At 66.3% G+C, this 15,099-nt stretch carries 15 protein-coding genes; 10 read left to right on the forward strand and 5 right to left on the reverse strand.

Going from position 1 to position 15,099, the window contains the following annotated elements:
- Positions 1 to 25: 25 nt before the first annotated feature.
- The gene (locus tag AC24YW_RS17495; protein ID WP_487483881.1) at positions 26 to 919 is read right to left on the reverse strand and encodes a substrate-binding domain-containing protein; all 894 of its coding nucleotides are present in this window, start codon (positions 917 to 919) and stop codon (positions 26 to 28) included.
- 9 nt (positions 920 to 928) lie between these two features.
- Entirely contained in the window at positions 929 to 1,171 is a 243-nt protein-coding gene (locus AC24YW_RS17500; RefSeq protein ID WP_487483882.1) for a hypothetical protein, read from the reverse strand.
- 30 nt (positions 1,172 to 1,201) lie between these two features.
- On the opposite strand from AC24YW_RS17500, the gene AC24YW_RS17505 reads away from it, so the two are divergent.
- The 3 genes from AC24YW_RS17505 to AC24YW_RS17515 are packed head-to-tail and all read left to right on the forward strand — an operon-like array spanning position 1,202 to position 5,152.
- The gene (locus tag AC24YW_RS17505; protein ID WP_487483883.1) at positions 1,202 to 2,029 is read left to right on the forward strand and encodes an ABC transporter substrate-binding protein; all 828 of its coding nucleotides are present in this window, start codon (positions 1,202 to 1,204) and stop codon (positions 2,027 to 2,029) included.
- A 53-nt stretch (positions 2,030 to 2,082) separates the two neighbouring features.
- Positions 2,083 to 3,189, forward strand: a complete 1,107-nt coding sequence (locus AC24YW_RS17510) for a molybdopterin-binding protein (protein WP_487483884.1) — start codon at positions 2,083 to 2,085, stop codon at positions 3,187 to 3,189.
- Positions 3,190 to 3,202: 13 nt separating this feature from the next.
- Entirely contained in the window at positions 3,203 to 5,152 is a 1,950-nt protein-coding gene (locus tag AC24YW_RS17515) for a molybdopterin biosynthesis protein (protein ID WP_487483885.1), read from the forward strand.
- A 39-nt stretch (positions 5,153 to 5,191) separates the two neighbouring features.
- On the opposite strand, the gene AC24YW_RS17520 is transcribed toward AC24YW_RS17515, so the two are convergent.
- A complete protein-coding gene (locus AC24YW_RS17520; RefSeq protein WP_487483886.1) occupies positions 5,192 to 5,422 on the reverse strand; it encodes a hypothetical protein in 231 nt (76 codons plus the stop codon).
- Positions 5,423 to 5,520: 98 nt separating this feature from the next.
- On the opposite strand from AC24YW_RS17520, the gene AC24YW_RS17525 reads away from it, so the two are divergent.
- A complete protein-coding gene (locus AC24YW_RS17525; RefSeq protein ID WP_487483887.1) occupies positions 5,521 to 5,832 on the forward strand; it encodes a hypothetical protein in 312 nt (103 codons plus the stop codon).
- Between the two features lie 5 nt (positions 5,833 to 5,837).
- Here AC24YW_RS17525 and mobA read toward each other — a convergent pair whose 3' ends face one another.
- Together mobA and AC24YW_RS17535 are read right to left on the reverse strand one after the other, a co-directional pair.
- Entirely contained in the window at positions 5,838 to 6,494 is a 657-nt protein-coding gene (mobA, locus tag AC24YW_RS17530) for a molybdenum cofactor guanylyltransferase MobA (protein WP_487483888.1), read from the reverse strand.
- Positions 6,475 to 7,365 (reverse strand): formate dehydrogenase accessory sulfurtransferase FdhD, encoded by an 891-nt coding sequence (locus tag AC24YW_RS17535; RefSeq protein WP_487483889.1) that lies wholly within the window; start codon positions 7,363 to 7,365, stop codon positions 6,475 to 6,477. Before AC24YW_RS17535 ends, mobA begins: the two co-directional genes overlap by 20 nt.
- Positions 7,366 to 7,573: 208 nt before the next feature.
- Here AC24YW_RS17535 and mobB point away from each other — a divergent pair, with 208 nt between their 5' ends.
- The 6 genes from mobB (at position 7,574) to ybaK (ending at position 15,088) form a co-directional block, all read left to right on the forward strand.
- On the forward strand, positions 7,574 to 8,101 hold the full coding sequence (gene mobB, locus AC24YW_RS17540) for a molybdopterin-guanine dinucleotide biosynthesis protein B (protein WP_487483890.1): 528 nt from the start codon (positions 7,574 to 7,576) through the stop codon (positions 8,099 to 8,101).
- Between the two features lie 10 nt (positions 8,102 to 8,111).
- Positions 8,112 to 9,368 carry a molybdopterin molybdotransferase MoeA gene (locus AC24YW_RS17545; RefSeq protein ID WP_487483891.1) on the forward strand — a complete coding sequence of 419 codons (1,257 nt, stop codon included), beginning with the start codon at positions 8,112 to 8,114 and terminating at the stop codon, positions 9,366 to 9,368.
- A 47-nt stretch (positions 9,369 to 9,415) separates the two neighbouring features.
- Entirely contained in the window at positions 9,416 to 9,649 is a 234-nt protein-coding gene (locus AC24YW_RS17550) for a sulfurtransferase TusA family protein (RefSeq protein ID WP_036011410.1), read from the forward strand.
- A gap of 267 nt (positions 9,650 to 9,916) precedes the next feature.
- Positions 9,917 to 11,623 carry an NADH-ubiquinone oxidoreductase-F iron-sulfur binding region domain-containing protein gene (locus AC24YW_RS17555; RefSeq protein ID WP_487483892.1) on the forward strand — a complete coding sequence of 569 codons (1,707 nt, stop codon included), beginning with the start codon at positions 9,917 to 9,919 and terminating at the stop codon, positions 11,621 to 11,623.
- Positions 11,620 to 14,388 (forward strand): formate dehydrogenase subunit alpha, encoded by a 2,769-nt coding sequence (gene fdhF / locus AC24YW_RS17560; RefSeq protein WP_487483893.1) that lies wholly within the window; start codon positions 11,620 to 11,622, stop codon positions 14,386 to 14,388. The genes AC24YW_RS17555 and fdhF overlap by 4 nt, the downstream gene beginning before the upstream one ends.
- 226 nt (positions 14,389 to 14,614) lie before the next feature.
- Positions 14,615 to 15,088, forward strand: coding sequence for a Cys-tRNA(Pro) deacylase (ybaK, locus tag AC24YW_RS17565; protein WP_487483894.1), 474 nt, complete (start codon positions 14,615 to 14,617; stop codon positions 15,086 to 15,088).
- The last annotated feature ends 11 nt before the right edge of the window (positions 15,089 to 15,099 follow it).

Genomic DNA, 15,099 nt, shown 5'->3' on the forward strand with positions numbered 1-15,099 from the left:
AACTATTGGGGGGCAGGCGTCAATGTCAGGCTGCGAAGCGGATCAGTCCTGCGGGGGAAGGATCGTAGCCGGTCAGCTCTTCCGCGCGCTGGCGCAGCCGCCGCTCGTTCAGGAAGCGGAGCAAGGCCTGCATGGCGGGGCGGAAATAGCTGCGCTGCCGCATCGCAAGGTCGAAATTCTCCCAGACCAGCGGCACGAAATCGAGACCGGCCGAGCGCGCCGCCGCGCGCGTCGCGATGCCGCAATCGGCCTGGCCGGCGCGAACCAGCTCGGCAAGATCCGGGCCGGTCAGCGCCGGCGTCTCGATCCGGCGCAAGTCCCGCATCGAGGCGCCCGCGCGCTTGAGCAGCACGTCGAGCAGCATCTGCGCACCCGTGCCCTGTTGCCGCATCGCCATCCGGGCCCCGGCTGCGAGCACGTCGGTCAGGCTGTGCATTTGCTTGGGATTGCCGTGTGGCAGCAGGAGACCTTCCTCGCGGCGCACGAACGCGATCAGCACCGCATCATGCAGGTCCGGCGTTGTCCGCAGCGCTTCCACACTGGCATCGCTGGCGAGATTGTCGGCGGCGTCGAGGGCGTGGAAGTGCACCGCCGCGGCCATCACCTCGTTGCGCTGCAAGCGCTCGAGCCCGCGCGCGCTGCCCTCGCTCATCGATCCAAGCCCGGAGCCGGACTCGCGCAGGCTCCAATCGAGCAGTTCGTCGTGGCTGCCGCCGACGACCGGCGGTGGCTCGGCGATCAACATGCCGGCCGGACGCGCAAGGCCCGACAGGACCCAGAGGTCGAGCTCGTGCCGTGGGAACAGCCATTTCCCCGTCACCTTGCTGCAGGGGATCGCACCGGTGGTGACGAGTTCGTAAAGCTTGCGTTCGCCGAGCCGAAGGTAGTCGGCGGCTTCGCTGGTGGTCAGGAATTCCATCCTGCATTCCTATGCAAATTCTTGCTTCTTTTTGACGTCCGACGCAGGTGGAATTCTGCATTTCAGATTTTTGTCGCGGCGACCATGCCCGATCATCTCGCTGCTTTGCAACACATCCGCATGTGCGATTTCTGCTTTGGTGAACGATCCTAAAGAGATCGGTCGCGCGGTGCGCCTCGACGAAGTTGCCGAAATTTCCCGGCCGGCAGCGCAAAAACGCGTCACGAGTGCGGCGCAATCGATCATCATCATGATCCCGTCATAACCTGAGGGAACCCGATCATGGGCCGCTTGTCCGTTGCACTTGCGCTTCTCTGCGGCCTTGCCGCGGGCGTTGCGGCCTCGGCCGCGGAGGACCGCAGCATCGTCCTCGCTTCGACGACGGCGACGCAGGAGTCCGGGCTGCTCGACTATCTTCTGCCGATCTTCCGCGACAAGACCGGCATCGACGTCACCGTGATCGCGCGGCGCGCCGACGAAGTGCTCGAAGGGGCGCGGCGGGGTGAGGTCGACCTCGTGCTGATGCACGCGCGGCCTCAGGAGGAGAAGTTCGTCGCTGACGGCTTCGGCGTGAAGCGCTACGACGTGATGTACAACGACTATGTGCTGATCGGGCCCAAGAGCGATCCCGCGGGCGTGAAGGGCAGGGACATTGCGACGGCGCTGAAGGCGATCGAAGCCAAGGGCGCGCCGTTCGTGACGCGTGGCGATCGGTCGGGCATTCACGCCGCCGAGCTCGCGCTTTGGATCGTCGCCGGCATCGACATTGGCGGCGCCAAGGGCGCCTGGTATCGCGAGGCCGGGCCCGGCATGGCCGCATCGCTCGAGGCCGCGCGCGCCGCCAATGCCTATTTGCTGGCGGATCGCGGCAGCTGGATCGCGTTCAGGGATCGCGGCGATCTCGACATCGTCGTCGAAGGCGACCGGCGGCTGCTCAACCAATATGGCGTGATGCTGGTGAACCCTGCGAAGTTCCCGAACGTGAAGAAGGACCTCGCGCAGGCCTTCGTCGATTGGCTGACCTCGCCGGAGGGACAGACGGCGATTGCCGGCTACAGGGTCGACGGGCAGCAATTGTTCTTCCCCAATTCGGACAGGTCGGGCGGCTGAGGCCGGCACCGCCGGCGGTTGCCAAACCGTGCGATGCATGGTCCTCATGGCGCATGACCCAGCGCCTGCCGCCCTCGCTCACGCCGCTCGACACCGCGCTCGCCGCGCTGCTGCGGGACGTTGATCCCGTCGCGCCGGTCGAGGTGCCGCTGGCGGACGCAATCGGCTGCATCGCGGCGGGCGCGCCGCTGCTGGCCGCCTATCCTTCGCGCGACGTTGCGGCCGCGGACGGTTGGGCGCTATCCGCCAACGATCTCGTCGGGGCGTCCGCTTACTCGCCTGTGCCGCTGGCAATGGCTCCTGCGTGGGTCGAGGCAGGTGAAGCGATGCCGGCGGGATGCGACTGCGTGCTCGATGCCGACGCCGTGGAGACGTCGGGGCCGCTTGCCCAGGTGCTCGCAGAGGGCGCGCCGGGGCAGGGCGTCAGGCGTGCAGGCAGCGACATTGCCGCGCGCATGGCCGTGGGGGCCGCAGGCCATCCCATCGCCGCGGCGGACCTGTTGCTGGCGCGTGTGGCGGGCGTGGAAAAAATCGCCGTAAGGCGGCCGCGGCTGCGCATCGTCAATGTGCCGGGCGGAACGGTCACGGCGCAGACGATTGCCGCGATCGCGCGCACAGCGGGATTGGATGTGGAAACGCATCGGGCGCATGCACGCGATGAAGCGTCGATTGCCGATGCGCTCGATGCGTCCTCCTGCGATGTTCTGCTGATCATCGGCGGTAGCGGCGTCGGCCGCCAGGACGCCGCCATCACCGCTCTGGCCCGGCGCGGCGAGGTGCTGGCGCACGGCCTTGCGCTCCAGCCGGGACGCACCGCGGCGCTCGGACGAGTGGGACGGGTTCCCGTCATCGTCTTGCCCGGCTCGCCCGATCAAGCGCTTGCAGCTTGGCTTGCACTCGCGCTGCCGCTCGCGGAGCGTTTGTCGGCACGTCAGCCGCGTCGAAAAGTGTCGCTGCCGCTCGCGCGAAAAATCGCCTCCAGCGTCGGCATCTCGGAGGTCGCTTTGCTGGCTGAGGAACATCGTGCCTGGATGCCGCTTGCCGTCGGCGAATGGCCGCTTCGGGCCATCGCCCGTGCGGACGCATGGCTGCTCATTTCCGCCAGCGACGAGGGATTTGCGGCAGGTACGTCGATCGATGCGTATCTGATGCGGGCGTGATAAGGGTTCTGGCATGACGATGATCCCGAAATCACCTGACCGCAGCCCACACGAGCAGGAGCAGTTCCTCAAGATCCTCTCGCGCGAGGAGGCCTTGGCGCGCTTCGAGGCGGCCTTGTTCCCGCGCGCGCTTCGCACCGAAACGCGCAAGCTCGCAGCCGCGCTGGGCGCTGCCCTCGCCGGAGATATCACGGCGCCGGTCGACGTGCCGCCGTTCGACCGCTCCAATGTCGACGGCTTTGCCGTGCGCTCCGCCGACCTTGCGGCGGCCGGCGAGGGCGCGCCCATGCGCCTTAAGCTGAATGGCGAGACCGTTCATTGCGGGACCGCGCCGACGCTGCAGGTGGCGGCCGGAACCGCAACGGCGATCGCCACCGGCGGTCCGTTGCCGCGCGGCGCCGATGCCGTGGTCATGGTCGAGCACACCCAGCCGGCCGGCCCGGATGCCATCGATGTCCGTCGCGCCGTCTCGCCAGGGCAATTCGTCTCGTATGCCGGCTCCGACATCGCGCGCGGCGAGGCGCTGCTGCGCGCCGGCACCATCATCGGCTCGCGCGAGATCGGCATGCTGGCGGCTTGCGGCATCGCCGAGGTCAGTGTCGTGCGCAGGCCGCGGGTTGCCGTGATCTCCACCGGCGATGAGCTGGTTCAGCCCGGCGAGGTGCTCGGGCCCGCCGAGATCTACGATACCAACGGCGCCATCGTCGCCGCCGCGATCGACGAAAATGGTGGCGAGGCCGTCTTCCTCGGCGCCGTTCCGGACGACGAAGCCAGGCTCGAAGCCGCCATGCGCAACACGCTTGCGGATGCCGACATGCTGGTGCTGTCGGGCGGCACGTCGAAAGGCGCGGGCGATCTGTCTCATCGCATCATCGGCCGGCTCGGCGCGCCCGGCATCATCGCCCATGGCGTTGCGCTCAAGCCCGGCAAGCCGTTGTGTCTTGCGGTGTGCGACGGCAAGCCCGTCGTGATCCTGCCGGGCTTTCCGACCTCGGCGATGTTCACCTTCCACGACATGATCGTGCCGGTGCTGCGCCGGATGGCCGGACTGCCGCCGCGCTCCGATGCCAAGGTGAACGCGACCGTGCCGGTGCGCATCGCCTCCGAGCTCGGCCGCACCGAATTCGTCATGGTTTCGCTGGTCGAGGGCAGGGAGGGCCTCATCGCCTATCCCTCCGGCAAGGGGTCTGGTGCGATCACGTCCTTTGCTCAGGCGGACGGCTTTCTGCGCATCGACGCACTTGCCGACCAGATGCCGGCCGGCACCGAAACAGAGGTCACGCTGTTCACGCCGCATGTGCGCGTACCCGATCTCGTCATCGTCGGCAGCCATTGCACCGGCCTCGATCTCGTCACCGCACAGCTCGCGCATGCCGGTCTCGCTGTGCGCTCGATCGCGGTCGGCAGCCTCGGCGGGCTTGCAGCAGCCAAGCGTGGCGAATGCGATCTCGCGCCGATCCATCTGTTCGACGACAAGAGCGAAACCTACAACACGCCCTATCTCGTCGAAGGACTCGAACTCGTCGCCGGCTGGCGGCGGATGCAGGGCATTGTCTTCCGCAAGGGCGACGAACGTTTCGAGGGCCTGAGCGCAAAGGACGCCGTTGCCGCAGCGCTCGCCGACCCCGCCTGCATCATGGTCAACCGCAACCAGGGCGCCGGCACGCGCATCCTGATCGATCGCCTGCTCGGCGGCGTGCGTCCGGAAGGCTATTGGAACCAGCCCCGTTCGCACAACGCGGTCGCCGCCGCCGTCGCGCAGTACCGCGCGGACTGGGGCATGACCATCGCGCCGGTCGCCCATGCGGCCGGCCTCGATTTCATTCCGCTCGCCGAAGAGCACTATGACTTCGCGCTGGTGAGTGCGCGAAAGCAACGGCCGGCAGTGCAGGCTTTTCTCGACGCACTCGGCTCGAACGAGGTACGCGCGTCGCTCGCGCGAGCGGGCTTTCGGCCCGCATAGACGAGGGGCCACGACGCGGCGTTCGAGCCAGGCGTACGGCTATGATGCCTGATCGGTACCGCTGGCGGCCTGAGCGGCCTGCTCTCGCTTGCGCTCACGATCCTCGGCCTCGGCAAGCGCGCGCCGCGCGACGGGCGGCAGCGGCTTTGGATCCGGCGGCACCTCGACGATGTCAGGCTTGCTCAGCTGCCTCGTGCGATCGATCGTCTCGGAGAGGTCGAAGACGAAGTCGACGAATTCGAAGATGGTGTTCAAGAGGGGGGCGGCCATGGCTTCGTCCGGGGAATGTCCAGACCTGTGGTCGCTCCCGTTCCCGGTCCGGTTCAAGACGTCATGAACTTGGAGGGGCGCCGCAGCGACCAAGGAACATGAGCCAGGTCATGACCGCCTCGACGCCCCTCAATTTCCGCAAGCTTGCTGCACTCGTCGCGGCAGCCGGCACGCTGTTCTGGCTCTACACCTTCCATTACATCGCGAATGTCCCGCCCGGAGACGGCAGCGGCTTTCAATGGCTCGCGGTGTTTCCGCTGGGCATGGTCTTCGGGGCGTTCTTCCTGCCGGCCTGGGTGCTGGTTGCGATCGGCCGCTTGCCGCGCTTCACCACTGCCGTCGGCATTTGCGGCCTGATAGCCTTCGCGATCATCTGGACGCAGCTCCTCAACGAGTTTCCGAAATCATAGAGTCGCTAGGATGCCTCATCCAGCGCCGCCAGCCGCTCGGCCTCGGCAATGTCCTCGACCGTGTTGGCATTGAAGAACGGATCGAGCGGCTCGGTCGGCCAGGTCACCGTTGCGAGCGGATAGCGCGCGGTCCAGCGGTCGATCTTGCGGAGGTCTTCGTCCACGAGCGCGTGGCGCAGCTCCTCGCGCAAGGCGACGCGCCACAGGCCGATCACCGGATGCGACTGCTCGCCTGAGGCTGCGACCGCAAGCTGCGCATTCTCACGCGCGCGCGCCTCATGCAGCTGCGCGACGAGGTCGCGCGGCAGGAACGGGCAGTCGCCGGCGGCGCTGAGCACCCATTCAATCTCCGGTCGGTTCGCCGCGGTCCAGTCGAGCGCCGCGAGGATGCCGGCGAGGGGACCGGGGAAGCCGGGCACGTCGTCGGCGACGACCTGCAAGCCGAACGCGGCAAAGCGGGCGGGATCGCCGTTGGCATTGAGAATCAGCCCGCGGCACTGGGGCGACAGGCGCGCGATTACGCGTTCCAGAATGGTGCGGCCGCCGATGGTGCGCATCGGCTTGTCGCCGCCGCCCATGCGCCGCGCGAGCCCACCGGCGAGCAGCACGCCGAGAGTCGGCGGAACACGCGCCGCGGAGATGTCAGTCGTCACCGCCTTCACCCTTGCGCTTGTGCTTGGCCGATTCCTCTTCGACATAAGCGAGGTTCTGGTCGTAGACGATACGCTCTTCGCCTGCGAGCGAGATGAAGCGCTTTCCGCGGGTGCGCCCGACCAGCGTCAGGCCGACCTGCCGTGCGAGATCGACACCCCAGGCGGTGAAGCCGGAGCGCGACACCAGGATCGGAATGCCCATCCGCACCGTCTTGATCACCATCTCCGAGGTGAGGCGCCCCGTGGTGTAGAGGATCTTGTCGGACGCATCGACGCCGTGGCGGTACATCCAGCCCGCGATCTTGTCGACGGCGTTGTGGCGGCCGACGTCCTCGGTGTAGCAGAGCGGGGTGCCCTCCTTGCACAGCACACAGCCGTGGATCGCGCCGGCCTCCAGATAAAGCGAGGGCATGGTGTTGATGGTCTGCGTCATCTGGTAGAGCCAGGAGGTGCGCAGCTCCGCCTTCGGCAGCGCGACGCTCTCGACCGCCTCTAGCAGGTCGCCGAAGGCGGTGCCCTGCGCGCAGCCGGAGGTCTGCGTGCGCTTTTTCAGCTTGGCCTCGAAATTGGTGTGGTGTGAGGTGCGCACGACGACCACCTGGAGGTCGTCGTCGTACTCGACCTCCGTGACCACGTCGTTATATTTCAGCATGTTCTGGTTCAGCAGATAGCCGAGCGCCAGATATTCCGGATAGTCGCCGATCGTCATCATGGTGACGATCTCCTGGGCGTTCAAATAGAGCGTCAGCGGCCGCTCCATCGGCACCTTGATCTCGACCCTGGCGCCGGTCTGGTCGGTGCCGGTCACGCTCTGAGTCAGGCGCGGGTCGTCCGGATTGGGGACGATCAGGGGCACCGGGACTTTGTCGATCTTCATCATGGCGGCGAGGTTAGCATGACATTCGGGTCAAGCCGATATAAGCATGGCGGGGAGAGAGCGAAATGCCTCGGCTTGTCATTGCGAGCGGGGCGAAGCAATCCAGAATCTTTCCGCAGCGGCAGTCTGGATTGCTTCGCTGCGCTCGCAATGACGGGGAGGGGATGGTGGTTCCATCGGCGACCGCTGGTTGCTGGAAAAGAGAGCTGGAATGAAAGTCATCGGCCTGGCAGGCTGGAGCGGCGCGGGCAAGACAACGCTGTTGACTCGGCTGATCCCGCATTTCAACGCGCAGGGCCTGCGCGTCTCCGTGATCAAGCATGCGCATCACCAGTTCGACGTCGACGTGCCCGGCAAGGATTCCTGGCGCCATCGCGAGGCCGGCGCGGCCGAGGTTCTGGTCGCTTCATCCAAACGTTGGGCGCTGATGCACGAGCTGCGCGGGGCGGCGGAGCCGCGGCTGCCGGAGCTGCTCGACAAGCTCTCCGCGGTCGATCTCGTCGTCGTCGAGGGCTTCAAGCGCGAGCCGCATCGCAAGATCGAGGTGCATCGTGCCGCCAACGGCAAGCCGCTGCTGTTTCCGGACGATCCCGGGATTGTCGGGATCGCGACAGACGTCGCGATTGACACGAGGCTGCCGACTGTCCATCTCGACGATATCGCCTCTGTCGCGGCATTGATGCTACGGGCGGCGATGCCGGTCGAGGAAGCTTTGGCAAGAAGCGCCGCGATACGCTGACGAGGCACACATGGCGCAACTGTCGGACGATTGCTTTGCCTTTGGCGGCCCGATGATGTCGGTCGACGAAGCCGTCGGCCTCATCACGACGCGCGTCAACGCGATCGTCGATCTCGAGACGGTGGCGCTGGCCGATGCCGACGGGCGCGTGCTCGCGCGCGATGTGGCCGCGCCTTTGCCGCTGCCGCCGTTCACCAACTCCGCCGTCGACGGTTACGCCGTGCGCAATGCCGACCTTCCGGCAAGCGCAGAGCAGGCCTTCCCGCTCGACGGCCGCATTCAGGCCGGCGGCCTTGCGCAAGCGCCGATCAAGCCCGGCCATACCGCGCGCATCTTCACCGGCGCGCCGATGCCGCCGGATGCGGAGACCGTCTTCATGCAGGAGGACGTCCGCGTTGATGCTTCAGGCAGGATCGTGCTGCCGCCAGGTCTGAAGCGTGGGGCCAATGTCCGGCCCGCAGGCGAGGACATTGCGCAAGGTCAGGTCGCGCTTCGCGCCGGCCAGCGCTTGCGGCCGCAGCATGTCGCGCTTGCCGCCGCGTTCGGCCTGACTGGGCTCGACGTCGTCAGGCGCATCCGTGTCGCGGTGTTCTCGACCGGCGACGAGCTGGCATCGCCGGGCGCTCCGCGCGCCGCTTCGCAATTGTTCGATTCCAACCGCTTCATGCTGATGGCGATGCTGCGGCGGCTCGGCTGCGAGGTCAGCGATCTCGGCATTCTGCGCGACGAGCGAGCGTCGCTTGCGCGCGGCCTGAAGCAGGTTGCAGGCGACCATGACCTGATCCTCACCACCGGCGGCGTCTCGACCGGCGAGGAGGATCACGTCAAGGCGGCGGTGGAGAGCATCGGCTCGCTCGTGCTGTGGCGGATGGCGATCAAGCCCGGTCGTCCCGTGGCGATGGGTATCATCGATGGCACGCCGCTGATCGGACTGCCCGGCAATCCCGTCGCGAGCTTCGTGACATTCGTCCACGTGGTGCGACCGACGGTGTTGGCGCTGTCGGGCGCCTTGCCGGAGCCGCTCTTGCCGATCCCGCTGCGCGCGGCGTTCACCTACAAGAAGAAGGCCGGCCGGCGTGAATATGTGCGCGTCTCGCTGCGGCGCGCGCAGGACGGCGGGCTCGAGGCGATCAAGTTCCCGCGCGAGGGGGCCGGGCTCTTGTCCTCGCTGGTCGAGACCGAGGGCCTCGTCGAACTTGGCGAGGACGTCACGAATGTCGAGCCGGGGCAGGACGTGGGCTTCCTGCCCTATGCCAGCCTGATCTGATGCCTCCTGACGTTGACGCAGCCACGGCGCCTCGCCATGGTGCGGCCATGACCAGGACGACACTCGATCTCACCGGGTTGAAATGCCCGCTGCCGGCCCTCAAGACGCGCAAGGCGCTCAAGCCGCTCAAGGCAGGGGACCAGCTCGAAGTTCACTGCACCGATCCGCTCTCTGTGATCGATATTCCCAATCTGATCCGCGAGACCGGCGACAAGGTCGAGATCACCGAGCGCAACGAGGCGCGCATCGTGTTCCTGGTCGAAAAGAGCGACGCTCCGTAAGAATGGCAATGTTCACCGCAGCGGCCTTTGCGATCCCTCCGCGCCCCAGGCGACGTCGATAGGATTTCGCAATCGCAGCATGAGACGCCTTTATTGATCTTCCGGTCAATTCGGGCTTGGCTCGGCCTTGCTCAAGAACGCAGGGCCTGGCTGGCTCCGTAGAGCCGTGCGGCGTAACCACTTCCGCGAGCATGATAATTTTCTTGGCATCTGGCATGCCAGAGGATAGAAGTGGAGTCCTGATAAGGACGAGATCGAGACGAATTGATGAGCCACGAGGACGTGCACAAGGTCCGCTCCTTCGAGCATCCCGGTGAGGGACGCCGACGCGCCAAGGCGACCCCCAAGGGGCGGCAGGTCGATCCCACGGCCGCGCACGAGATCGAGCTGTTGCTTGGCGACAGGCCGCGGCGGCGCGATCTGTTGATCGAATATCTGCACCTGATCCAGGACAAGTATCACCAGATCTCGGCGGCGCATCTGGCCGCGCTCGCCGACGAGATGAAGCTCGCCTTCGCCGAGGTGTTCGAGACCGCGACCTTCTACGCGCATTTCGACGTGGTGAAGGAAGGCGAGCCCGACATTCCCCCGCTGACGATCCGCGTCTGCGATTCGCTCACCTGCGCGATGCTTGGCGGCGAGAAGCTGCTCCAGGATCTGCAGAGCGCGTCAGGTCCCGGCATCCGGGTCGTGCGCGCGCCCTGCGTCGGCCGCTGCGATACAGCGCCGGCGGCCGAGGTCGGGCACAATTTCGTCGACCACGCGACAATCGCCAACGTCATGGCGGCGGCCAAGGCCGGCGACACGCACGCGCATCTGCCCAAATATACCGAGTACGATGCCTACCTCACCGGTGGCGGCTACAAGCTGCTGGGTCGCCTGCGCTCCGGCGAATTGTCGAAGGACGACCTCCTGAAGGCGCTCGACGACGCTTCGCTGCGCGGCCTTGGCGGCGCCGGCTTCCCCACCGGGCGCAAATGGCGCGCCGTGCTCGGCGAGCCCGGACCGCGGCTGATGGCGATCAATGGCGACGAGGGCGAGCCCGGCACGTTCAAGGACCGCTATTACCTCGAAACCGATCCGCATCGCTTCATCGAGGGCATGCTGATCGGCGCGCATGTGGTGCAGGCGAGCGACGTCTACATCTATCTGCGCGACGAATATCCGGCCTCGCGCGAGATTCTCCAGCGCGAGATCGCAAAGCTGCCGCCGGGCGGCCCGACGCTGCATCTGCGGCGTGGCGCCGGCGCTTACATCTGCGGCGAGGAATCCTCGCTGCTGGAGAGCATCGAGGGCAAGCGCGGCCTGCCCCGGCACAAGCCGCCTTACCCGTTCCAGGTTGGCCTGTTCGGCCTGCCGACGCTGATCAACAATATCGAGACGCTGTGGTGGGTGCGCGACATCGTCGAGAAGGGTGCCGATTGGTGGAAGGATCATGGCCGCCACGAGCGTCACGGCCTGCGCAGCTTCTCGGTCTCGGGACGCGTCAAGAATCCCGGCATGAAGCTCGCGCCCGCGGGCATCACGGTGCGCGAGCTGATCGAGGAATATTGCGGCGGCATGGCTGACGGCCATCAGTTCTACGCGTACCTGCCGGGCGGCGCGTCCGGCGGCATTCTGCCGGCATCGATGGACGACATTCCGCTCGATTTCGGCACGCTGGAGAAATACGGCTGCTTCATCGGCTCGGCTGCGATCGTGATCCTGTCGCACAAGGACAGCGTGCGGGCAGCCGCACTGAACCTCATGAAGTTCTTCGAGGACGAGAGTTGCGGCCAGTGCACGCCGTGCCGCGTCGGTACCCAGAAGGCGGCGCTGCTGATGCAAAGGCCGGTCTGGAACCGTGCCTTGCTGGAAGAATTGAGCCAGGCGATGCGCGATGCCTCGATCTGCGGGCTCGGACAGGCGGCATCGAATCCGCTGTCTTCCGTGATCAAATATTTCCCTGACGAGTTCAAGGAAGCGGCCGAATGACCAAGATTACGTTCGAGCTCGACGGCAAGCAGGTCGAGGCCAAGCCCGGCGAGACGATCTGGCAGGTCGCAAAGCGCCAGGGCCGCGACATTCCGCATCTCTGTTACTCGCCGGCGCCGGACTATCGCCCCGACGGCAATTGCCGCGCCTGCATGGTCGAGATCGAGGGCGAGCGCGTGCTCGCCGCATCCTGCAAGCGCACGCCGTCGGTCGGCATGAAGGTGAAGACCGAGAGCGCCCGCGCGACAGCTGCGCAGAAGATGGTAATGGAGCTGCTCGTCGCCGACCAGCCGGCGCGCGAGACCAGCCACGATCCGGATTCGAAGTTCTGGCACTGGGCCGAGATCACTGGCGTCACCGAGAGCCGCTTTCCCGCCGCCGAGCGCTGGGCCACCGATGCCAGCCATCCGGCGATGCGCGTCAATCTCGACGCCTGCATCCAGTGCGGCCTGTGCGTGCGCGCCTGCCGCGAGGTCCAGGTCAACGACGTCATCGGCATGGCCTACCGCAATGCCGGCGCCAAGATCGTGTTCGACTTCGACGATCCCATGGGCGAGTCCACCTGCGTCGCCTGCGGCGAATGCGTGCAGGCCTGTCCGACCGGCGCGTTGATGCCGGCCGTGATGCTCGACGAAAACCAGACGCGCGTCACCTATGCCGACAAGAAGGTCGATTCGCTCTGCCCGTTCTGCGGCGTCGGCTGCCAGGTCACTTACGAAGTCAAGGACGAGAAGGTGATCTATGCGGAAGGTCGCGACGGCCCCGCCAACCATAATCGTCTTTGTGTGAAGGGCCGCTTCGGCTTCGACTACATCCACCATCCGCACCGCCTGACGAAGCCGCTGGTGCGGCTGCCGAACGCGAAGAAGGACGCCAACGATCAGGTCGACCCGGCCAATCCGTTCACGCATTTCCGCGAGGCGAGCTGGGAGGAGGCGCTCGACATCGCCGCCAAGGGTCTCGTCAAGATCCGCGACGAGAAGGGCGTGAAGGCGCTGGCCGGCTTCGGCTCGGCCAAGGGCTCGAACGAAGAGGCCTATCTGTTCCAGAAGCTCGTGCGCACCGGCTTCGGCTCCAACAACGTCGATCACTGCACCCGTCTGTGTCACGCCTCGTCGGTGGCGGCGCTGTTCGAGGGCCTCAGCTCGGGCGCGGTTTCGGCACCGTTCTCGGCCGCGATGGACGCCGAGGTCATCATCGTGATCGGTGCCAACCCGACCGTGAACCATCCGGTCGCCGCGACCTTCATCAAGAACGCGGTCAAGCAGAACGGCGCGAAGCTGTTCGTGATGGATCCGCGCCGGCAGACGCTGTCGCGTCACGCGACCAAGCATCTGCAGTTCAAGCCGGGCTCCGACGTCGCCATGCTGAACGCGATGATCAACACGATCATCACCGAGGGCCTGACCGACGACCAGTACATCGCCGGCTACACCGAAGGCTTCGACGAGCTGAAGGAGAAGATCAAGGAATTCACGCCGGAGAAGATGGAGCCGATCTGCGGCGTCCCGGCCCAGACCTTGCGCGAGGTGGCGCGCACCTATGCGCGCGCGAAATCGTCGATCATCTTCTGGGGTATGGGCATCAGCCAGCACGTCCATGGCACCGACAATGCACGCTGCCTGATTGCGCTCGCGCTGATCACCGGCCAGGTCGGCCGGCCCGGCACCGGCCTGCATCCGCTACGCGGCCAGAACAACGTGCAGGGCGCTTCCGATGCCGGCCTGATCCCGATGTTCCTGCCGGACTACCAGCCGGTCGGCCGCGACGATCTGCGCGGCAGCTTCGAAAAGCTCTGGCAGCAGGATCTCGATCCCGTCCGCGGCCTGACCGTGGTCGAGATCATGAACGCGATCCACGCCGGCGAGATCAAGGGCATGTATATCGAAGGCGAGAACCCGGCGATGTCCGACCCTGATCTCCAGCACGCGCGCCATGCGCTCGCGATGCTCGATCATCTCGTGGTGCAGGATCTCTTCGTCACCGAGACCGCGTTCCATGCCGACGTGATCCTGCCGGCCTCCGCCTTCGCCGAGAAGGACGGCTCCTTCACCAACACCGACCGCCGCGTGCAGCTGGCACGCCAGGTGATCAAGCCGCCCGGCGATGCGCGCCAGGACCTCTGGATCATCCAGGAGATCGGCAAGCGCATGGGCCTGCCGTGGAATTATGCCGGTCCCGGCGACGTCTTCACCGAGATGGCAGAGCTGATGCCGTCGCTGAAGAATATCACCTGGGAGCGGCTGGTGCGCGAAGGCGCGGTGACCTATCCGGTCGACGATCCGAACAAGCCCGGCAACGAGATCATCTTCACCACGGGCTTCCCGACCGCGAGCGGCCGCGGCAAGATCGTGCCGGCCAAGGTCATCCCGCCGGACGAGATTCCCGACGATGAATATCCGATGGTGCTCTCGACCGGCCGCGTGCTGGAGCACTGGCACACCGGCTCGATGACGCGCCGCGCCCAGGTGCTCGACCAGATCGAGCCGGAGGCGGTCGCGTTCATGTCGCCAAAGGACATGCGCAAGAAGAGGCTGGTGCCCGGCGATTTCATTCGCCTGGAGACCCGCCGCGGCGCCGTCGAGGTCAAGGTCCGCTCCGACCGCGACGTGCCGGAGAACATGGTGTTCATGCCGTTCTGCTACGCCGAGGCGGCTGCGAACCTGCTCACCAACCCGGCGCTGGACCCGTTCGGCAAGATCCCGGAGTTCAAGTTCTGCGCAGCGCGGGCCGAGCGCGCCGAGATGCGGGACGCCGCGGAGTAGGGCGCCTCGTCATCGCACACGAGGCTTGCCACAAAACGAGTGTCATTCCCCGCGAAGGCGGGGAATCCAGTACACCGCGGCCTTTCGGTTCAATCGCAGACGTCGCGGAATACTGGATCGCCCGGTCAAGGCCGGGCGATGACAGTTATTGTGTGGTGCCAGGTTGTCCCACACAGTCGTTGCTTCGTCGCTTCGCTCCTCGCAATGACGGTGGTAAATACCGTCCATGTCCAAAGTCACCCCCGCCACCCGCGCACTCACGGCCGCCGGTGTTGCCTTCACCGTGCACACCTACGACTATGATCCCGACGCCGAGAGCATCGGGCTCCAGGCGGCGGCCGCGCTCGGCGAGAATCCGGCGCGCGTCCTGAAGACGCTGATGGCGCTTGTCGACGGCAGGCCGGTCTGCGTGGTCGTGCCGTCCGACCAGGAGGTCTCGATGAAGAAGCTGGCGGCGGCGGCGAGCGGCAAGTCGGCGCAGATGATGAAGCCGCCCGAGGCCGAGCGCGTCACCGGCTACAAGGTCGGCGGCATCAGCCCGTTCGGGCAGCGCAAGCAGGTCGGCACCGTGATCGAGCAGAGCGCGATCGCGCATGATCTCGTCTATCTCAACGGCGGCCAGCGCGGCCTGCAGGTCCGGCTGAAGCCCACCGATGTGCGGGATGTTCTGAAGGCGGTCGTGGCGGATGTGCTGGCGTGAGCGCGATGGAG

This window comes from Bradyrhizobium sp. USDA3516, from assembly GCF_057651995.1.